15 protein-coding genes are annotated in these 21973 nt (G+C 45.2%); 5 read left to right on the top strand and 10 right to left on the bottom strand.

Annotated elements, in window-relative coordinates:
• Window positions 1-37 precede the first annotated feature (37 nt).
• A complete protein-coding gene (locus AABW11_RS07975; RefSeq protein WP_340104371.1) occupies window positions 38-415 on the bottom strand; it encodes a co-chaperone GroES in 378 nt (125 codons plus the stop codon).
• Window positions 416-579: 164 nt separating this feature from the next.
• On the opposite strand from AABW11_RS07975, the gene AABW11_RS07970 reads away from it, so the two are divergent.
• Both AABW11_RS07970 and AABW11_RS07965 read left to right on the top strand, forming a co-directional pair.
• Entirely contained in the window at window positions 580-1065 is a 486-nt protein-coding gene (locus tag AABW11_RS07970; RefSeq protein ID WP_340104369.1) for a YybH family protein, read from the top strand.
• A 364-nt stretch (window positions 1066-1429) separates the two neighbouring features.
• Window positions 1430-1726, top strand: coding sequence for a hypothetical protein (locus AABW11_RS07965; RefSeq protein ID WP_340104367.1), 297 nt, complete (start codon window positions 1430-1432; stop codon window positions 1724-1726).
• A 163-nt stretch (window positions 1727-1889) separates the two neighbouring features.
• Here AABW11_RS07965 and AABW11_RS07960 read toward each other — a convergent pair whose 3' ends face one another.
• On the bottom strand, window positions 1890-2165 hold the full coding sequence (locus AABW11_RS07960) for a hypothetical protein (RefSeq protein ID WP_340104365.1): 276 nt from the start codon (window positions 2163-2165) through the stop codon (window positions 1890-1892).
• Window positions 2166-2196: 31 nt separating this feature from the next.
• On the opposite strand from AABW11_RS07960, the gene ggt reads away from it, so the two are divergent.
• Window positions 2197-3930 carry a gamma-glutamyltransferase gene (gene ggt, locus AABW11_RS07955; protein WP_340104363.1) on the top strand — a complete coding sequence of 578 codons (1734 nt, stop codon included), beginning with the start codon at window positions 2197-2199 and terminating at the stop codon, window positions 3928-3930.
• 900 nt (window positions 3931-4830) lie between these two features.
• Here ggt and AABW11_RS07950 read toward each other — a convergent pair.
• Both AABW11_RS07950 and AABW11_RS07945 read right to left on the bottom strand, forming a co-directional pair.
• Window positions 4831-4998 carry a hypothetical protein gene (locus tag AABW11_RS07950; protein WP_340104361.1) on the bottom strand — a complete coding sequence of 56 codons (168 nt, stop codon included), beginning with the start codon at window positions 4996-4998 and terminating at the stop codon, window positions 4831-4833.
• The gene (locus tag AABW11_RS07945) at window positions 4988-5206 is read right to left on the bottom strand and encodes a hypothetical protein (RefSeq protein WP_340104359.1); all 219 of its coding nucleotides are present in this window, start codon (window positions 5204-5206) and stop codon (window positions 4988-4990) included. The genes AABW11_RS07950 and AABW11_RS07945 overlap by 11 nt, the downstream gene beginning before the upstream one ends.
• Before the next feature lie 218 nt (window positions 5207-5424).
• Here AABW11_RS07945 and AABW11_RS07940 point away from each other — a divergent pair, with 218 nt between their 5' ends.
• On the top strand, window positions 5425-6528 hold the full coding sequence (locus AABW11_RS07940) for a hypothetical protein (protein ID WP_340104357.1): 1104 nt from the start codon (window positions 5425-5427) through the stop codon (window positions 6526-6528).
• 33 nt (window positions 6529-6561) lie between these two features.
• Here the strand turns inward: AABW11_RS07940 and AABW11_RS07935 are convergent, their stop codons facing one another.
• Both AABW11_RS07935 and AABW11_RS07930 read right to left on the bottom strand, forming a co-directional pair.
• Complete coding sequence (locus AABW11_RS07935) at window positions 6562-10107, bottom strand: filamin/ABP280 repeat domain-containing protein (protein ID WP_340104355.1); 3546 nt, start codon at window positions 10105-10107, stop codon at window positions 6562-6564.
• A gap of 641 nt (window positions 10108-10748) precedes the next feature.
• The gene (locus AABW11_RS07930) at window positions 10749-11699 is read right to left on the bottom strand and encodes an aldo/keto reductase (protein ID WP_340104353.1); all 951 of its coding nucleotides are present in this window, start codon (window positions 11697-11699) and stop codon (window positions 10749-10751) included.
• A 384-nt stretch (window positions 11700-12083) separates the two neighbouring features.
• Here AABW11_RS07930 and AABW11_RS07925 point away from each other — a divergent pair, with 384 nt between their 5' ends.
• Complete coding sequence (locus tag AABW11_RS07925) at window positions 12084-12434, top strand: STAS domain-containing protein (protein WP_340104351.1); 351 nt, start codon at window positions 12084-12086, stop codon at window positions 12432-12434.
• Between the two features lie 44 nt (window positions 12435-12478).
• Here AABW11_RS07925 and AABW11_RS07920 read toward each other — a convergent pair whose 3' ends face one another.
• Genes AABW11_RS07920 through AABW11_RS07905 form a run of 4 tightly spaced genes read right to left on the bottom strand, consistent with a single transcriptional unit; the run spans window position 12479 to window position 21632 of the window.
• A complete protein-coding gene (locus AABW11_RS07920; RefSeq protein ID WP_340104349.1) occupies window positions 12479-13651 on the bottom strand; it encodes a PP2C family protein-serine/threonine phosphatase in 1173 nt (390 codons plus the stop codon).
• A gap of 23 nt (window positions 13652-13674) precedes the next feature.
• Entirely contained in the window at window positions 13675-14052 is a 378-nt protein-coding gene (locus AABW11_RS07915; protein ID WP_445263749.1) for a response regulator, read from the bottom strand.
• Window positions 14053-14063: 11 nt separating this feature from the next.
• Window positions 14064-17537 (bottom strand): ATP-binding protein, encoded by a 3474-nt coding sequence (locus AABW11_RS07910; protein ID WP_340104345.1) that lies wholly within the window; start codon window positions 17535-17537, stop codon window positions 14064-14066.
• A 15-nt stretch (window positions 17538-17552) separates the two neighbouring features.
• A complete protein-coding gene (locus tag AABW11_RS07905) occupies window positions 17553-21632 on the bottom strand; it encodes a sensor histidine kinase (protein WP_340104343.1) in 4080 nt (1359 codons plus the stop codon).
• Window positions 21633-21973: the final 341 nt, after the last annotated feature.

The following is a 21973-nucleotide window of genomic DNA, read 5'->3' as shown; positions in this document are numbered from 1 at the left end:
TTCATGCCGGACACCGATCCGTGGATGACTCCGTAAATCACTCCAGCTCGTGATCATCTCTGACCAACATTAGAATCGCTGCATGCGGGACAATCAGGAATTTCTCATTCTCAAACTCAATTTCATGAGCACGGCTTTTTAAAAAGATAGCAAGATCGCCCTCCTCGGCCTGCATCCCCATAAACTTTGGTTGTGATGCAGTTTCTTTCCAGGGCTCATCAATATCCTGGCTGGGAATTGGATATCCCGGACCGGTTTTGATGATATAACCGCTTTGAATCTCTTCCTTCTCTTTTACGGTGGCCGGCAGCACCAGGCCGCTTTTCATGTGAGTTTCCATCTCCCGAGGTTTGATGAGAACCCTGTCCCCGATAATGATAAATTTATCAACAGAATTAAGATATTCCTGAATCATTCAAAAAAGATTTATTTCGTTCAATCTAATGTATACAGAACTATTAATATACTGTATTGATCGCTTTTTATTAACCGTCACACCATTCTGTTTCGTTCAATATTAAATGAACTGATTTTTTCAAGATTTTCATTAGCCATAATAATTGACTTAAGACAGTTACAATGAATCCCAAAAACTACCCGCCACTCACGTCACCCGAGGATATTCCCGCCCGGTTCACCGAGGTCTGGAATGAACGCGACGCCAAAAAGCTGGCCGCCCTGTTTGACGAAGATGCCGAATTTGTGAATGTCGTTGGCATCTGGTGGCATAATCGCGAGGATATTTACAAAGCGCATGACTATGGACTGCGAGTCATTTTCAATCACTCCACTCTAAAGCAGGGACGAACTAAGGTAAAATATCTGTCTGACGATATTGCGCTGGTTCACTGCCGATTTCGCCTCACCAACCAAACGCCACTTAACGATACCCGACCCGAAACTCGTCAAACACTCTTCAGTTTTGTTGTCCACCAGGTTGATGGAGGAAACTCATGGAGCTGTGCATCCGCACACAATACCGATGTTATCCCGGGCAAAGAAACCCACATGATGAAGAACGGAGAGATTGAGGCGGTGGATTATCGTAAGGCAGATGAGAGATGATAGATAAAAGATGATTCTGCCCGACTACCAGTTTAGGTGCTGAATTTACCGCCTGTCGGGTAGGTTAAGGGTGGCCAACCTGACAGCCGCAGGTGCCGCCCTATGGGTACGCCTACCGGATCTGTCAGCTTTGGAAGAACTGAATTCAACGCTGCCAGAAGACGGAAAACACCGTAATGCTGACAGGTCTGGCTTGAAAAACTGTTAGCAAGCGTTACGAACCCTGAAACATTGCATGTCTATTTCTATCTATTCAGCACTCTGAGACGAACTACATCAGAAGATAGATTTCAGTGCCGAGTTTAAATAGACGTGCCATGTTTGAATTTCTGATTTTGTGCTCTAAACTCATTATTCTTCGGGTATGAAAACAAATCCTATTACTGGCATATTATGGTGGAAACCTGATCAATGGGAAAAGGCTAAACAGATCAGTTCTGATAGTCATATTTTTGATAACACTTATCAAGAATGGAAAGAGAGCGCAGAAAAATCATTTAATGAATTACGGGGCAATGGATTTACGGTTTATAAAATAGAAATTGATTTAGATGAATTAGTTAAATGGTGCAAGGATAAAGAGATGGCACTAAACGCCCAGGCTCGTAGCCAATTTGTATCGAATAAAGTTAAGAAACTTCACGAGGCAAACTATAATTAACAGCTGAATAATTATATGTGCCATTATAATACTTCTTTTACAACTGTATATACGCACATATCTTGGTTTAACTGCTTGTTGTTTTGATGAGAGGATGTCTGAATTAGGTTCGATGCACTTGCACTTTGTGGCCTTTTTAGTATGTCGGGTAGATTAAGGTCACTTAGTTTGAAGAAGGGATCTCCAGAATCAGGTTCGGAGCAGATCCACTCGTCAGGCTGCAGAAACAGCATGCAGACGAGATTCCCGTCTGACGATTGCCTTTTTCGTCTGACGGATAGTTAAGGTCCCCGGGATTGATGAAGAAATCTCTTGGACTAAGCTCGAGCCACATCCATTCGCCAGCCTGCAGAAACAGCATGCAGGCGAAGGTGAGGTTTCCAATTGATTTTCTTAAATAGTTCGTTAGATTAGCTAAATCAGTGCTTATTATATTCATTATGCTCTATTGAACTACAAATCATCAAATTATGAACCGTCAACTTACCCTCGCTGCAGCTCTTCTGCTTCCCTTTCTTTTAATGACTGACCTGCTTCATGCCCAGATCGACCGTGAAGTGGGCAAGCTGTTTACTGCACGTTCAGAAGTCATCGCCGAACGCGGGATGGTCGCTACAAGTCAGCCGCTGGCTACCCAGGTTGGGCTTCATATACTTCGCAACGGCGGCAATGCAATTGATGCTGCTATCGGGGCCAACGCAGCAATGGGACTAATGGAGCCTACCGGCAATGGCATCGGCGGTGACCTTTTTGCCATTATCTGGCATGAAGAAAGTGGTCAGCTATACGCCCTGAACGCAAGCGGCCGTTCGCCTCAAAACTTGTCTTACGATGAGCTGATGGAGATCCTTGAAAATAAAGGCGTAAGCTCGATTCCTCCTTATGACCTGCTTTCGGTATCGGTGCCCGGCGCGGTGGATGGCTGGTTTGAGATGCACGAACGGTTTGGGTCAGTAGAGATGGAAGAGATTCTTTCAGAGCCCATTTGGTATGCTGAGAACGGGTTCCCTGTCAGTGAAGCAATTTCGGCCTCATGGCGCCGCAGCGTATCGTTCCTGATTGATCAGCCAGGAGCATTTGAAGAGACTTTTGCAATCGAAGGAGAGGGGCCTGAAAAAGGGGAAATCTTCAGTAACCCCGATCTTGGCAACACATTCCGCCTGCTTGCTGAACAAGGGCGTGACGCTTTTTACCGAGGTGAAATAGCTGAAAAAGTTGATGAATGGATGAGGGATAACGACGGTTACCTCCGGTATATAGATTTTGATGACCACCGATCTGAGTGGGTTGATCCCGTGACTACAAACTATCGCGGATATGATGTGTACCAGGTCGGCGGAAACGTTCAGGGGACAGCTGTTCTTCAAATGCTGAATATACTGGAAGGATTCGATCTCTCGGAAACCGGCTTTGCTTCACCTGAAACATTACACCTGCTCATTGAGGCCAAGAAACTTGCCTTTGAAGATCGTGCTAAGCACTATGCCGATCCCGATTTCCATGACGTACCTTACGACATCTTACTCTCAAAAGAGTATGCCGCCGAGCGCCGTGAGCTTATCGGTGAAACAGCCATGGAGGACCTGACCACCGGTGTTGATGTTCTTGAAGATGGCGACACTATTTATCTCACAACGGCAGATGACGAAGGAAATATGGTATCACTTATTCAGAGTAATTTTCGTGGAATGGGTACCGGATTTGTTGTGCCGGGAACCGGGTTTAGTTTCCAAAACCGCGGTGAACTTTTTTCGCTTGATCCCGAGCACCCCAACGTGTATGCGCCCGCCAAACGTCCGTTTCACACCATTATCCCCGGTTTTGTAATGAAAGATGGTGAACCGTTCATGAGTTTTGGAAATATGGGCGGTGCCTACCAGCCGATCGGTCACGTAAGTATTTTAACCAATGTCATCGATTTTGGGATGAATATTCAGCAGGCTGGGGATGCACTCCGCTGGGATCACTCAGGGTCAACGCAGCCCACCGATGATCTTTCAGAACACCTGACAAACTCAGGAGTTGTCAGCATTGAATCGGCGATCGATTACCAAGTGGTTCGTGACCTTGAAATGAAAGGCCATAACGTACAAATCGGTGACAGTTTCTTTGGCCGCTTTCAGGCTATCATGCGGGATCTTGAAAATGGCGTCTATTACGGCGCCTCTGAATCACGTGTAGATGGCCAGGCAGCCGGGTATTGATGAATGCCCGGCTGACGGCTGCTGTTGGCCGTCTGTTGGGTAGGTTAATGTTTCGCAATTTGATGGAGAGATCTCTTGAATTGGGGTCGAGGCTTAATCACTCGTCAGCCCGCGAATGCAGCGTGCAGACGATTCCCCAGCTGATGATTGCTGTTGGTACTCTGTCAGGTAGGTTAAGGTTTCGCAGTTTGATGGAGAGATCTCTTAAACTGGATTAGGGCCCTATCAATTCGTCAGCCTGCAGAAGCAGCATGAAGACGAAGTTTTCGTGGCTGACGATTGTTTTTATCGCCTGTCGGGTAGGTTGGCGAGTATGAGTCATTAATGAGAAGACCAAAGATTTAAAAAAGTTGTTTGTGCATCGACGCTGACAGAAGTCCGCAAAAGGCGCGGAAATGCTGTCAGGTCTGAATCGTCAACCTGAGCACCTACCGGATCTGTCAGCGTTGAGATGGAGTGTTCAGGCGCTGTCAGAAACCGAAAAAGTCCCGAGGGATCGGGACCAGAAAAACACTGGCACCGAAATGCTGACAGGTCTTTATCAAACTGACTTCGGATTAATCCAATCACACGCAACAGCTGCGTGTAGAAGAGACTAACATTTCAATCTAAGATACGGCTGATCCATTGCGAAGAAGATTACATTCTACCTGAATGGTTTGACTATCCTGAGTGATTCTATTTTCTGATCATCCTATAGATCTTCTGAATAGAGAATATCGATTCTGACTCCAGGGCTGCTGCAAGAATTAAGGAATCATAGAACGCATACTGATATCTTTCCGAAATCTGAATTGCATTTTCTAACAGTACTTTGCTGGGATTAACCTTCCAAAGTGGAAACAAGACTTTACCTAAATATAAAAGGCAATCTGAGGGTGTAAGCGGGATTTTAAATTTTCACGTCGAGACATTTATAAATTCCTGAACTACCTGGTAGCTGATCGATGCATTTCGCCCCGTCATTGCTGATTCTACCAGATTTGAAGCAACGTTCTGTTTTTCTAACTCCAGGTCATCAAATGTGTAGACAAATATATTTGTGTCCAGAAAAAATCTATCGCTCATTTATCTCATCTCTTGTAAATGTTTTTCCAGGCTCAGCATATCCAAGTTTTTTCATAACGGACTGAAACTCCTCTTTCTGGTTTCCTCTTCTTACATACTGCTCAAGCCATTCCCGAAATCGTTTGTTCAATGATGTATTTTCAAGACGCGCCTTTTCACGGGCTTCCTCAATTAAGCTTTCATTTGCTGAGAATGTAATATTTTTCATAATGCACGACTTTCGTGGAATGTATTTTTATTTATTTAACCTATCAATAGTAATTTATCTTGTTGATATTGCCTCATGCTTTTTAATTCATGGAAATTCACCTGACGGTACCTATCGGGTCTTTCAGTGTTTATGCAGTGTTTTTAGTAGATTGATATATGATATTCAACTAAATCCTTAGCTGACAAAAATCCTGTTATTCATCAAATCAAATCTTCATGACATCAAACACCAACCGCCTTACGCTACTGTTTATATTTATCCTGCTTTCCTGCAGCCAGGACCAGAAAATCGATCTTAAAGCTGAATTTGAGAGTCTGCCGATCGCCGATCTTGAGTTGATTTCAGAGTTTGATCACGCTGGTGACTATTTCTTTCAGCACCTGAACTATAGCTCCGTTGCGTTGCCCGATGGAGATATACTTCTAAATGATCGGGAAGGCAGCTATATTATTCGGGTAAACTCGCAGGGTCAGCTGGTTGATTTAATAGCGCAAAAGGGAAACGGGCCCGGCGAGGTGCAGGACCCCATGTCTGTAGAGATGATTGACGACTCTACCATTTTGATTGTAGATCAGCAGCGACAAAGAATTATCAGAAAAACGCTCGATTCATCAAATATTGACGAATTTGCGGTTCCACGAACTGAAACTACCCGAGTTAATGAAGCATTTGCAACCTCCCGGCCCGACGTTATTAGTATGATATGGTGGGATTTTTCGGTCTTAAACCGTCAGAATGCGGATCCAGTAAGTAAGATTTCGAGCTACAATTTAGTTTCCGACGAGATCATCCAAGAGATTGTGTACCCGGGCGACACGTATGCCCTGCTACAAATTGGCGGCCAGACAAGAGGGGCTACAAAAGTTCCATTCACTCCGACTCTAATGTATGACAATACAATAGATAAAACGGAGCTTTACGTTTTTTGGCCAGAGGAACCTCATATTACTGTTTTAGATCCAATACGTTTTGATACCCTCAAAACAATTCCTGTCCGTTTAATCTCTGAGCCATTGTCGTCTGCAGAACGAGACTCACTTGAAGGGGAATACCAGCCTGCACAATGGGAAACGGTAGATGAACTGCTGCCCGAGCAAAAAGTGCCAGCTCACCAAATGATTATTGATTCCCAAAACAGAATCTGGCTTCAACTTACACTTCATTCTGACAAACAGGAGTGGATTGTTCTGGATCAAACCGGGTCGCCTCAATTCAGGGTTCAGTTTCCCAGGGAGGGAATGGTGACTCATATTTCTGAGAATCATATTGGATTCAGAGCTGACGACCATCTTTTCTCACTCTATGCTTTATCTGAGTAAATTTCAGAGATGTCTCTTGCGTGAGAATAAGTACTAATCAGGATTGATAAACGGGTTCACCTGGAAAATCTCCGACGTTACCTCAGAGGTGCCATCCACTAAAAAGATAAGCCTGAAGTTTCCGAAGAATCGGTTCAATACCAGATTATTGAATGTAGCGATACCCGATTCATTAGTTATAACTGTTAATGTACTATCAAAGAACTCTGCACCATTCACCTCTCTAACCGTCACATCTACGCCAGATACAGGGTTTCCATAGCCGTCCCATACCCTAACCGCGGGAGGTCCACCAACAGCCTCACCACTTTGAGAATCTTCCGGCTGAGTGATAATTGTCAGCTCTTCTGGTGCACCGGCTTCAAATTCAATGGATGCATCATCTTCAATTTTGATACCACCTACCGATACAGAAATCTCCACATCTCCAATATTGGTACTCGTTACATCAAAACTATAAAACCCCTTATCAGACGTCTCTTCAATAGAGCCAGCCGTAGCGTCACCATTAACCGAAACTGTAAACGCAGTTCCTGGTATGTTCATAACTTTATTTGAGAATCGGTCAAGCAGTTCGATTTTAACGATTGATACTTCACCGACGGTGAGTTCATCCGGATCTGCTGATAAAGTGCTGTTTGATGGGTCGACAGATGCGGCCGAAACGTCGCTTTCAAACGGGCTTCCATCAATGGGTTCCCCATCCAGCTGAACGGCTATCTGATCTTTGCCCGCTATTTCGGGTATATAGCTTGCAGTATAAAGCCCGGCAGATCCTCCCTCACTTACGGATGGAGCTACACTGTTGCCGCCGCTTACAACTACTGACAGATCATCTGACGCATTTCTGATATTATTTCCAAACCGGTCCCTCACACGAATGGTGATCACGGTTTCTTGCCCCGCTACTCCATCTGCTACTGTAGCGCTGCTGCTTGATGGATCCCCAGTTGCCGGTGCCACACTGCTTTCAAACGGACTTTCACTGATTGAAATCCCTCCAAGCAGTATTTCAATTTGATCAACACCTGATGCTTCGGGTAAATAGACAGCCGAATATTCTCCCGGTAAGCTGCCGGCGCTTACGGGAGAGGTTGTACTGTTGGCTCCGCTAATATTCACGGTAAACTCATCTGCAATACCCGACACACTGTTACCAAATGAATCTTTGGCGAAAATTGTAATCAACGTTTCTTCTCCAGCCACTCCATCCGGCACTGTCGCGCTGCTGTTTGATGGATCAGCACTTGAAGGCGTGACCGTGCTTTCAAACGGACTTCCCTGAATTAGCTCACCCCCCAACTGGACCACAACTTGATCCACGCCCGCCGTTTCTGGTACGTATGTCGCATTATATTCTCCGGGAGTACTGCCATCATTTACGGAAGGATCTGCACTATTCGTACCGCTAACAGTTACTGACAGTTCTTCTGTCACGCCACTCAACCCATTCCCAAATTGGTCTCTCACCAGAATGGTGATCTCAGTCGCTTCTCCTGCAACGCCATCCGGTACCGTTGCCGTACTATTTGACGGGTCCGGATCAGCTGTTGCCACCTCGCTTTCGAACGGACTTCCGTTTATTGGCTCTCCACCAAGTTGTATCGATACTTGATCCGTCCCGGAGTTTACCGGGTTGTAGCTTGCGCGATATTGACCGGCAACACTGGTTTCAGTGACTGAAGGCGTTCTGCTATTTGCACCTGTAACCTGAACTGAAAGCTCATCTTCTACATTAACGATGCTGTTTCCAAACCGGTCATTCACAAAAATAGTTATTGTAGTCTCTTGTCCCGCAACTCCTTCAGATACTTCGGCCGTGCTATTTGCTGGATCGGCCGCAGCTGGAGACACATTTGGCCTGAAAGGACTGCCCTTGATTTGCTCGCCACCCAATTGAATGGCTATTCTGTCCGTGCCCGCATTTTCAGGAGTGTAGCTGGCCGTGTATTCTCCCGACTTGCTGGTTTCACTAACGGTGGGAGTTGCACTATTTGCCCCCATAACGTTCACTGTAAGGTCCTCAGCAACGCCGGATACGCTGTTATCAAACTGATCCCTAACAGATATTGAAATAACAAATTGGTCACCGGCGGTCCCGTTCGAAACAGTTGCTGTACTGTTTGAAGGCACATACTCTGAGGTCCCAATCTGGCTTTCAAATGGGCTGCCAGCAATAAGCACGCCGCCAACCTGAATCGATACTTTATCGGTGCCCGAGTTTTCAGGCACGTAGGATGCACGGTATTCGCCAGGATTATCCCCCTCGACAACCACAGGGGAAGCACTATTGTCTCCGCTCACCTCAACCGTAATTCCGTCTGCTATACCAGGCACCAGGTTGTCAAATTCATCCCGGGCAAGTATTGATATTACCGTTTCCCTTCCGGCTCCGCCATCGGGTACCGTTGCCGAAGTTTTAGAGGGTATAACGTCTGCCGCCGCAACACCAAATGGATTAGATGATATGTTCAGCACTTCGACCTCTTCCGCGTTAAACGTGAGTATATAGTTCGATGCGGCCTTTTCAATCGTAAGGTTATCGAAGACTGCCACACCGTCTACATCAGTGTTAACAAGCAGCGTGCTTGCTTGTGCGAACGAATTTACATTGAGTGACACACCGATTTCCACACCCGGAATCGGGTCACCGAGTCCATCAACCAACAGTACTCTTGGTGATGGAGACATAACCACTCCGGCAGTCGATCCGGTCGGCTGCCTGGTAATCGCCAATCCAGGATCCTCTGACACTTCAAACAGTGCAGTTACGCTCAAATCTTTGTCGACTGTGACTGTTTGTGAATTTTCCATTCCGGTTAAATCACCATGCCACTCTACAAAACTCCAGCCCTGATCCGGATTGGCGGTAAGCGTTAATTCGTCTCCTTCATTAAAAAAGGTGCGATCCGGGCTTTTATTAACGTCACCTTCACCAATCACTTCGATTTCAATGGTGAAGCCTTCTGACTCTTCCTGAAGAAATACAGCCGTTACATTTTTCTCTTCATCTACCGTTATCACTTCCGGATTTACATCTCCGGTCAGATCCCCTTCCCACTGGCTAAAATACCAACCCTGGGCCGGTTCTGCTCTCAGCTTTACGGTAGTATTGGACCTGCTATTTTCATTAGCTTCAGGATCTGCGGTTTGAAGAGGTGGTTGTGTTGAAACCTGGCCTAATCCAATTGCCCCAGACTTACTTTTCAGACTCTCTTCCTGATTTTCAGTATTGACTATTGAACGGCTTTCAATCACTTCAACGACGTTTCCCTCTCCGCTTATTAAAATATTTAGGGGGTAATTGCGAAGGAAGAAATGGGCCGTAATACTTTTATCATCATCAATAATGATAGATTCCGGGTTGGTGTTACCGACCAGGGCACCTTCCCATTTCTCGAAAACGTACCCTTCATTCGGTATTGCTTCGAGTGTTACTCTTTCATTTGCCTCAAAGCTGTCGCCAATAGGATTGACCAGAATCAGGCCCATACCGGCTGGAACCACGCGTGTATCCAGGAAATAAACTTCGGGTATGGTGTCATCGAACGACGGATTTGTCGTGTCACAACTGAACATTAGTACCAGTACCGACAGTAAGAGTGTAAACCTCAGCCCTCTCATTTTTCCGAAAATTAGTCCTCGTTAAATCAGCAAAGAATTTTTAACAGACTTTGAAATTCTCTTAATTAATAAACGCAAAAAACAGACAGATTGGTCAGGATTAATGAAATCTAATTTAATAACCGTTTGCACCCTGTTTTTAGGAAACTTACGGCTGAGATACTGTCTCTCGCATTATCGTTTTAAGACTTTAGTAGAGGCCAATCGTCATATATCCATTTTTCAACTCATGGGTAATCAGATACCTTTTTGATTACCTAAATGCGATAAAGAGTAGGCAAAAAAATTACGGTTCCAATCTTGTAATTATTTGCACAACATACACATGGGAGCCTATTCCTTAGATATGTCCATTTTCTGTCCTTACTGCTATTGTTTAGATTCTAAGAGGTATCAATTTATAAATCAGCTGTTTTTGATGAACATAGATCTTGTTCCGTGGTGTACTACCCGCATCGGACATTGAGGTGAAAAAGTTCAGCGCTTTAGAACATCCTTGATTATGCAGGTCATCCCGACCTGCCCATATCGTTCGCCATCTCACCTTCGAAGGGAGAGTTTTCTGCATTGAAGGTTAGCGAATAAATACAGGCTGATTAGTCATCAAAAATATCCTGGTACATATCGCTTTCGGTTTCCATCATCTCCGCGTCCAGGTATCTGTATGGAATATTTAGCTCTTTAATTTTAGCGTGATCACCATCATCCAAATTAATTTCGGCACTTTCCAGATTCTCTCTTATTCGGCCGGGGTTTGTGGATTTTGGAATGACAAGGGTATCACGTTCAACGGCCCATTTTATCAGAACCTGTGCCGGCGTAGAATCGTGCTTTTTCGCTATGGAGTTGATTACCTCATTTTCAAGCAAAGATGGCTCATCGTCTGACTTCATGGGGTCGGGCCGGTCTTTGCTGCCCAGTGGAGAATACGCGGTAATAAGCATACTATTCTTTTTTCCATAATCAATCATGGCTTGCTGCTGCAGGTAGGGATGAATTTCAACCTGGTTCATTTCCGGAAAGTCGTCTGTCTTTTGCCTTAAGTCTTCCAGTTTTTCAATACTGAAATTTGAGACTCCGGCGTGGCGAATCAGGCCCTGTTTCTTGGCATCGAGCATCGCTTCCCATGTTTCGATAATGGGTGCCTCATCAAGCGGTAAATACTCGTCATCACTTTTCGGAAAACCTTCAACATCCGGGCGAAACGCCACAGGCCAGTGCATCAGGTAAAGATCAAGATAATCGAGCCTCAGATCCGTTAGCGACTTTTTCAGCGCAGGAATCACATCCTCTTTTTTATGTGCTGTATTCCACAATTTTGACGTCACATGAACCTGCTCACGTTTGATGTCGGTCGTTGAAAATATCTCATCAAATGCGGCTCCCACTTCAGCTTCGTTTCCGTAAATAGCCGCGCAATCGATATGCCTGTAGCCTGTTTCAAGTGCTGTTTTAACCGCATCTCCCACTTTCCCGGGATCTGATTTCCATGTCCCGAGCCCTATGGCTTCTACGCTGTCTCCATTTCTGAATCTGTATGTCTTCATTATGTCTCCTTTGATTTATATGGTAACTTACTTAATGCAATGGAATTAAATGTCTGATTGTTCCCCGCATCGCCATTAAATAAAGCGGTCCGGTAAGGCTCACTGAACATCTCTTTCGCAATCTCCTGCATCATTTACCTGGCAGACTAAAAGGAGAGCAGACTTAACTATTTTTTTAAAATAAAGACTGTTTTTTGACTTATATTTTACAATTAGATTGTTTATATATCGATGCAAACTAATGATTGCGAACTTTAGGGATAACTAATTGTATTGTAACGTCTTATTTTCAGCCTCATTTGACACACTGCATTCCATGCTTAAATCCTGTAGACAGAGAGTTATCTTCGCAACTACTGCTTAATAATTAAAATAACGTTGACTATGAATTATTCCATCTCAGAAAAGTACAATACGGTAATTGTAACCTTTAAAGGTAAAGTGATGGGCGGGCCGGATGCAGCCGATTTTCATGATAAGCTTAAAGAACTGGCTGACAAGGGAAAGACCAACATTATAGGCGACCTCAGCAAAGTTAAATTCATGAATTCATCAGGGCTTGGCATTTTAATTACGGCCATGACAACCATGCGGAAGGCCGGCGGGGATTTTAAAATTTGCGGAGCATCCGATCGAATTGAAAGTCTACTGATTGTCACCAAACTCATTACCGTATTCGATCACTATAAAACGCTTGACGAAGCTATTGAAGCCTATCAGAACCAGCAAGAATAGGCCCGGTTATCCTTACGCGTTATGATGTATATGGTTTTAGAAATTTACTCTGGTGAGCCGTAGCGGACAGACAAGACCGTTATATCGTCTGACTGTTCGGCAGCTCCCGTAAATTTCATAACTTCCAGGAAAAGCCCCTTTACAAGAGACTCCAATGATTTCGACGGATGTTTTTCGAGATAGCTAACCACACGCTCTTCATCAAAAAAGCCATCTCCTTCATCTTCGGCTTCCGTTACCCCGTCGGTAAATGTTACGACCGCATCTCCCGGGCTTAGCTGAATGGTCGTCATGTCGTACGGCGCTTCCTCGAACTTCCCAAGCAACAGACCTCCAACATTTTCCAGCTCTTTAACGCTGCCGTCCTTCGATTGAATGTAGGGCAGGTTATGGCCGCCATTGCAGTACGAGAGCTCCCCCGTTTTCAAATTCATCACGCCATAAAAAACCGTGACAAATGTTGAGATATCGCTTTCGGGAATCAGCATGTTGTTTACCTTCTCGATACATTCGGCCGGATCAGCTACCTCAGACCCGATTGCTTTCAGCATGGTTCGGCAGACCGCCATATAAATGGATGCCGGCATCCCCTTTCCGGCCACATCCCCAATAAAAAAGGCGAGCCTGTCATCATCAAACTTAAAGAAGTCGTAAAAATCGCCGCCCACATGTTTAGCTGCTATCATGTTGGCGAAGATATCAAACCGCTCATCCTCAGGAAACACAGGGAATTCCTGGTGAAGAATTTTTTGCTGAATGCGGGCCGCCATATCGAGATCGTGATTCAGCGCTTCGAGCTGCTCCTCCATTTCCTTAGACTTCAGAAATTTCACGATTTCCGACAGTGTTTTCTCGATTGTGGTTTCGAGATCCTTAAAGTCAATCGGTTTGGTTACAAAATCGTACGCCCCCCGGTTCATAGCCGTCCTGATGTTGTCCATATCGCCATATGCCGACACAATCACAGTCCTGAGGTCGTTTCTCTTGAGGTTTTGTAATTCATCAAGCAGAGTAAGCCCATCCATTTTCGGCATGTTAATGTCGCTGAGTATAAGGGACAGGTCGGAGTTATTCGACACCACACTTAGTGCTTCTTCTCCGTTCTCAGCAAAAAGGAATTCATACTCCTTTGTTCTCACCTTTTGCCTGAATTTCTGCATCATCAGCATCTGAAGATCGGGTTCATCATCTACCACTAAAATTTTATGTCCTGCCATAATAGTATCTCCGGTTTAACAGCCTAATTCTCTATATGTTTTGAAATCTCATCTTTCAGCGAATTGAAGTCGATTGGCTTGGTAAAAAACTCCTTGGCACCCGAAGCCATCGCTTTGTCGTAATTCTCTTTGTCGCCGTAGGCCGAAATCATGCTCACTTTGATAGACGGGAATTCAGATTTAACTTTTTCCAACAGCTCCAGTCCCGACATACCCGGCATGTTGATATCTGAAAAGATATACATTATTTCCGGAGGTTCACTGCTTTTCAATATATCAATTGCTTCCTGTCCGGAAAACGCAAATTCCATTTCAATCAGCCCATTGCGAATTTCTTTTCTAAATTTTTGTCGAAACAGCATCTCTACATCACGTTCGTCGTCCACAACTAACAGCTTCATCTTATTGTCACTCATAATAAGCTCTTTTTGTTTAGTTTAATTATAAAATTCGTGCCCTGTCCGTCTTTTGAAGTAACTGAAAGCTCCCCACCGTGTGATTTGATTATATCGTTGGTGATCGAAAGCCCCAAACCAGTACCCTCCGTTCCTTTTTTCGTGGTAAAAAACGGCTGAAGGATTTTGTCCTTCAACTCGTCGGGAATACCAGGCCCGTTGTCTATGATTTCGATGATTACCTTACTATCATCTAATTTGGTTCGGACTGTGAGTTTGGGTTCATATCTTCCTGCACCCTGCGCCTTCCCCCCTGCACCCTGCTTCTCCCGCATCGCATCAAACGCATTATTGCAGAGGTTTACCAGCACTCGCGAAAAATCTTCGGCAATCAAAGGCACGTCTTTCACAGACTCATCGAGCTGAAGATCAATATCCACATTTATAGGGTTTTTACCCGCCCTCATCCCATGAAAGCAGAGGTTGACATACTCTTTGACAATCGCATTTATATCGGCAGGCTCCATCTTGCCGGAACCGCCCCGCGAATGCTGCAGCATCGATTTTACAATTGAATCAGCCCGAGAGCCATGCTCGTGGATTTTCCTGAGGTTCATCTCGATGTCGTTGAGGATGTCGAGGATTAAGTCGGTGTCTTGGACTTCTTGCTTATCCAGAGATGAATATCCCACTTTATCTCCCTTTGATAATGGGGGATTTTTTTTCTCACCTTTCACTTTTCCATTCTCACCCTCCGGTCCCACGTCCCTGGCACCCCGTCTCAGTTCCTCCCGAACTTCTTCAACCAGCTCCACACTTAGCTCCGAAAAATTATTCACAAAATTCAGCGGATTCTTGATCTCGTGTGCGATACCGGCCGTAAGCTGCCCCAGTGAGGCAAGTTTTTCCTGCTGCACGAGCTGTTCCTGGGCCGCTTTCAGGTTTTCATAAGCTTTTTCAATCTCTTTTGCCTGAGCCAGTTCTTTTTCTCTGTTTCTTTCTCTTTCCTGCCGCACTAATCTTTTTCGTTGCAAACGGTCGAAAGAAAATCCTGCGCCAATAAAAAGTATCAGATAGAGTAAATATGCGGGTATTGTATTCCACCACGGCGGTAATACTGAAAAGTGAAGAGAGGCGGTAGCTTCATTGAATGTACCTGCCTGACTTCCAGACTGAACCTCAAACGTGTAGTCTCCAGCTCGCAAATTAGGAAGAAACACTGAGCGCTGCGTTCCCACAGTAACCCACTGCTCATTTTCGGAGCCAAGGATGCGATATCGATAATTGACGGATGCCGGATTTCTAAAATTCAATCCCAAAAAGTTAAACGTGAGTGCGTTTTGATCACTCTGAACCTGTGGCTCTTGCAAATTATACGTTAGTTCATATAATTCAGAACCGGCCTGAAGGGATGTGATTATTGTTTTTTTTGAACTTTGGGTGCTTTCAAGATCAGAAGGATCAAATCTGACGTATGAATTAACTCCTGCAAAAATAATATCTCCGTCAGGTAACGTGGTAGGCAGGGCATAGTAGGGCCTGTATTTATCCGGTGGAAGCTCAAAATAGTCGACCGTTTCAGTCAGCGGATCGGCCCGAATAAGCCCTTCATTATTGTTCATCCAGATATAGCCATCCTCATCCTGTGTCATTAACCGAATGGTTTCCCTAAGGGGCTCCATGTTATCCTCAAACAGAACACTGTAGCTGTTGTTTAGATTATCAACGCGAATCAACCCCCTGAGGCTATTGATATAGGTGACGCCCGGTTCTAAAGATGAGCGGAGAGGTGCTTGAATGTTATTGATCGGGAAGTCTATGCTGATATCTTGCGTGCGAAACTCCCCGGTCTCAAGGTCCAAAATAAAATGTTGAATAATATCACTGTCTGGCAACCCAAGGCTGTACACCTTCACGTAGAGATCAGAGCCATTTAAAAATTCGACAGCTGAAACTAAGAATGAGGCATCAGAATAGACTTGCTCAACCGGGACCGGAATCTCTTCCACTTCATCTGTAACCAGGTTAATTTTCATAATATTTGTGCTCCCAAATTGCCCGCCATACATCGTATCTTTATATTTGACACCCTCAAGCTGTGTCATTAGCATGGCTTCACTAGCATCAATGATTCTGAAGGTTGTGGTTTCTGTGTTAAATACAACAGTGTATGGTAAAAACTCATTGACGGAACTCGCCGAGGTCAAATAAAGGTCATTCCCATTGGTAGTTATTCGGGTCTGCAGAAGTTTTATATCTTCAGGAACGGAAATATCACTATCGTCTAAAGAAAAATAGGTTTGATTTTCGGTTCCTAAATCGCGAATCAATCCATTCCCGGCCGTAGCCCAAATTGTTCCTTCATCATCAGCAAATACTTCCAGGATCGTATTTCTGGGATCACCACCCTGAATCTCAGGGAATGGCTTTTTCAATGTATAATTCCACGAACGGTTATACATGACGGTGGCTCCCAGATAGTGATATCCGAACCATATGCTGCCTTCATTATCCTCGTAGATATAATGTATATCCGGCGAATTGACGGTATTGGTGCTGGCATCATCGGGCTGGAATTTTATGAATGTGTTGTCTTTCAGATTCCATTTAACAGCACCGTAGAAAGCTCCCCCAAGCCAGAGATTGTCCTCCGAGTCGATCATCATATCCTGAAACTTGAAATCGATCAGTTCCTGTCCTGAAAAACCGGCAATGTCTGACACAAACGTTAACTCATCTGAGTCCGGTGACTTTTTCAAAAGTCCGTAAAACGTAGCGATATATAAATTCCCGTCTGGCCCTTTAATAATCTCCCATATCTCTGATTCTGCCGCTCGCTGTACCTTTTCATTTGTCGAACGAATTGCAGTGATTTGCTTGTCAGATTTATTAAACACAAATAAGCCCTGCGATGTACCGACCCATACTTGACCGTCTGCAACTTCTAAATTTCGAAGATCGGTACTTTCTTTGACGAAAGAATAGGCTACCCCTTTCAGTGTATCCGTAAAATCGTAATCAACAAAGTGATACAGTTGACTTCCAGCCCCTACCCACATCGCTCCCTGATCATCAAAAAGAACCGTTCGTACCGTATCCAGTGCGGGAAGGTCGGGTGAGACAACAAGAGGTACAAACCGGTTTTCATCTACGTGAAACATATCAATTCCGGCAAGATGGCCGACCAGCATTTTCTGATCGTCCAGCAGGTTGAACCAAAAAATGTTAGACGATCGAATTGCGCCGGGATTTTCTTCATCCGCTTGGTAATCGGTAAAGGTGTAGCCGTCATATTTGCTCAATCCCAGTTCGGTGGCAAACCACATAAACCCCAGGCTGTCCTGTTCAATCTGATTGATGTATCCGCTGGGCAATCCACTTCGCGTGGTGAGATGCCGAAATTCATAATCTTGGGCCAGAAGCTCAATTTCCCCTATCGTTAAGAAAATCAGGATGATCGATAAAAATAACTTAACCAATGATTTGCGCATTAATTTTACCCTTATTTAGCTCATTGTGATGGTAATTACGGTTTTTTCGGAAGGAATGGAACTAATACTTAATGTTCCGCGATGTGCCTTGATGATATCATTGGTGATACTTAGCCCCAGCCCGGTCCCCTGAGTACCTTTTTTCGTCGTAAAAAAAGGCTGCAGGATTTTGTCCTTCATCTCATCGGGAATACCAAGCCCGTTGTCTTCGATTTCGATGATTGCTCCACCGCTATCAGATTTGGTTCGAACCGTTAATTTAGGTTCATATCCCCCTGTACCTTGTACCTTGTGCCCTGAACCTTGCTTTTCCCTCATCGCATCAAACGCATTATTCACCAGGTTCAAAACTACCCGCGAAAAATCCTCCGCCATAAGCGGCACCTCGCCAATAGACTTATCCAGCTGCAGGTCAATATCCACGTTGATTGGGTTTTTACCGGCCCTCATACCGTGAAATGATAAGTTCACGTACTCCTTGATTATGCTATTCAGGTCAGCCGGTTCCATCTCACCAGATCCACCACGTGAGTGCTGCAACATCGATTTCACAATGGAATCGGCCCGCGAGCCGTGCTTGTGGATAGTTTTAAGATTGGTTTCGATATCGTCGAGGATGCCGAGGATAAGAGAGGTATCATTTAACCCACCTCCTGCCACTTCGGACACACCCCGGGCGCTTCCGTCTAAAGACGGGGCGCCGTCCCCTCTCGAGAGGGGAGTTTCTTTTTCACCTTTCACGTTTGACGTTTCTCCTCCCATCTCACGTCTCAATTCTCTTATCTCATGTCTCGCCTCCTCAACCAACTCCACACTCACCTCCGAAAAATTATTCACAAAATTGAGCGGATTTTTGATCTCGTGGGCAATGCCGGCCGTAAGCTGTCCAAGCGATGCCAGTTTTTCCTGCTGAACAAGCTGGGTTTGCGCCGCCTGAAGTTCCTCAAGCGTCTTGTTGAGCCGGCGGTAGGCCGAGGCGTTGTCAAGGGCAATGGCCGCATAGTTGGCCAGATTCTGGAGCAGCGTTATATGGTACACTGAATAAGCTTTTTTGGAAAAGCTCTGCGTGGTGAGAACGCCAATCGCCTCCCCCTTGTGCACCAGCGGCAGATAGATGATCGACTCGGGATTCTCACCACGAATGGGTTCTACTATCTTGGTTATATAATTGCCATACTCCTTTTCAAAATCATCAATGACGATTTTTTCCTGACGATTAAAACACCAGACTGATAACCTGGAATCATCATCCAAATTGTGGCTGTAGTGTTTCAGGCATTTCCCTTTTTCTGTGGTTGCCGGAAATTCCAGCCTGTTTTTGTCCCGGTTCAGAATACCCACGCCAAATACCTCCGCATCCATCAGCTCGTTCACGTTTTGGTAGGTTGTATGGATAATTTCGTCCACCGACAGAGTTGAGGTGATTGTCCGGCCAATTTTGCTGAGCTGCTCGGTGTCGGACCTGCGCTTGTTCTCTTCCTCAGCGCGGAGTTCGGCCTCACGCAATGCGGCGCGCTCCTGTTCTTTAACCGCAAGCCGGCGGCGCTGAAATCGGTCGGCTCCAAAAATAAACCCGCCCAGCAGAAGCGCAAACCCGCCATATGCCCACCAGGTTCTATACCAGGGGGGAAGAACCGTGAGCGTTAATGAGGCTCCCTCGGTATTCCAGACGCCGTCCGCGTTGGAGGCCTGTACGCGAAACGTGTATTCTCCCGGGTCGAGATTAGTGTAGGTTGCCATACGCCGGCTCCCGGCATCCACCCACTGCGCATCAAATCCAACCAGCTGGTATTTGTAGCGGTTCTTGGCGGGATTGCTATAGTGCAGCCCCACATATTCAAACGCTACTTCGCTCTGATCGTAGGAAATCTCAATCTCATCTTCCTTTTCAATCTGCTCGTCAAACGGCGCATCCGCGCCGGGCAGCACCGTTTCGTTAAACAGCCTGAAGTCAGAAATCACAACCTGGGGCGGGATGGTGTTGATTCTCAGGTTTTCCGGGTTGAATGCCGTAATGCCGTCTTTATGGCCAAAATATAGAATCCCGTTTAAATCCTTCGCGAAAGCAAATTGACTATGTTCAAGCTGAATGAGTCCGTCTTCGAGCCCGTAATTTCGGAACATGTTTTCGTCCGGGTTATAATTGCTGATGCCCTGGTTGGTGCTCACCCAGAGCGTGCCCTGGTCATCTTTCAGAATGCCGTAAATCACATTATTTGCGAGCCCGTCGTCCTCAGTAAAGTGTGTGACGACCCCGCTTTCAATATCAAGCCGGTTCAGACCGCCGTCAAGAGTTCCCAACCACAAAACATCAGGTTCACTTTCCCGCTGGGTGATGACAGTAATTCCGTTTGAGCTCAGGCTGGTTGAATCGGCGGGATTACTTTTGTAAATAACGTGCTCGCCATTCTCCGGGTCAATTCGAATTAACCCTTCCCATGATGCCGCCCACAATCTATCCATTGAATCATAATAAATGTGAGTAATAGTCGGGTCTTCGATACTTTGAGTCCGAATAGGCACATCGGAAAAGCTCTCATTTTCTATATCAAAAAGTTTCAATCCGCTGTAAGTCCCAACCCATAGATTATTGTGGTTTTCTTTTGACTGAAGAATAGAAGTAATAAAATTTTCCGCCAAGAAGTCTGCTACAGGCTCGCGCTGATAGCGTGTCGCTTTTCCTGTTTGCCTGTCAAAAAGATTTAGACCTCGTATTGTTCCAACCCATAATCTTCCAAGAATATCCTCAGTAATTGCGTGTACATTTAACCTTGACAGGGTAGATGGATCATCCGGATTATGTGCATATCGTATCACCTGTCCATTGTTGAGATCAATTCGATTGAGATAAAACTCTGTAGAGTAGCCTGTGCCCGCCCAAAGTGTTTGATTTTGATCTGCATAAAGCCCCCAAACCTCTTCCGGGCCTAAACTTTGCGGGTTATCCGGGTCATGGCGTATGTGGAAGAAGTTTGCTGATGACGGGGTAAACTGACTCACGCCATCCGACAAATGGCCGATCCAGAATTTACCGCTGCGATCCGTCGTAATATTGGTCGCTGTATTACTGACAATGCTGTTGGGATCTCCGGGATCGTTACGGTAGAAGGTGTACTCCTCCGTCCGGGTATCAAATCTGACAAGCCCGGTATTGAACCCCACTGCCCAGAGAATCTTCGGCGTTTCCGGGTCCGGAGCTAAGTCTGTGAGCTCTAACAGTTCAGAACGATCAAATTTTTTCGGGTCCGGAAGGTATCGCGTATAATCGCCGGTTTGTGCGTTGAGTTTTACGATTCCATTTCCGGAAGCCAGCCAAACAATGTCGGGTGTCTCAGGTGAGTGATGCTGGCTCCGAACCACGTAGGGTATATTTTGCTGAGACATGTCGGGCGGAGTGAAGTATCGTCGTATATCTCCAGTCGCCGGATTTATTCTGTTGATTCCTCGTCGCGTACCAACCCAGATATTATCGTCGGCATCTTCTGTAATCCGAACAGCAAAATTTGAGCTGATCGTATTAGGATCATTCGGATCATGCTGATACCGAATAAAATAATCGCTGCTATCTGCCGGTAATCTACTCACTCCATCAGAGGGTGATGATACCCATAGGTCACCATTGGTTGCCTCATACACGTACGTAAGAATGTTTGAGGCAATCGTGGTAGAATCATTCGGATCATGACTGAAGTTTGTAAAGGTTTGATTTTCCCTATTAAACCGGTTGAGCCCTCTACCTGATGTGGCCACCCAAAGATCACTATTAGAGGACTCTTCCAGACCAAAAACAGAACTGCTTGACAACGATGTGGTATCAAACGCGCTGGATGTATATACATCAAACTCATACCCGTTGTAGCGGTGAAGCCCGCCCTGGGTGGCGATCCACATATAGCCCAGGCTGTCCTGTATGACGTTTTGGGCAGAGTGTTGTGCCATTCCATCTTCGAGGTTCAGATTCTCGAACCGCAGAGTGGGTGCTTCAGACGAGAGAAAGGTGGGGTTGTTGGGGGCTTCGGTTTGTGCAAGTAACACAACAGGCAAGATAAAAAACAGGCCCGCTAAAAATATGGATGTTCTCAATGGTTCTGCCATAAGTAACGCTTTTACCTTAATGTTTGAATAGCGGAGGGCTCAGGAAAAATCCACAATTGTTTTCCGGAACGCCCGGAACGATCACGACAACAGCAGAACTACCCAGTTGAACCTGAGATTTACATTTAGTACCCACAGATGATATGTTGTAAATGGTATAGATACGATTACCCAAACAGGACTTTAATCCGCCCCGATTTTTTAGAATCAATTCAAACCCGGCAGGATGTATTGATTACCTTAAAGCACACACGCAGCCATTAATCGATTTTAATTTATAGATTCAATTCCTGTAAAAAAAATGAACATTATTTAATACTATTATTTTATTTAATCCTTAA

This window comes from Rhodohalobacter sp. 8-1 (genome assembly GCF_038150125.1).
GTDB lineage: Bacteria > Bacteroidota > Rhodothermia > Balneolales > Balneolaceae > SW132.
Note: the sequence above shows the minus strand (reverse complement) of the source record. Positions and strands in the feature narration are given on the sequence as shown.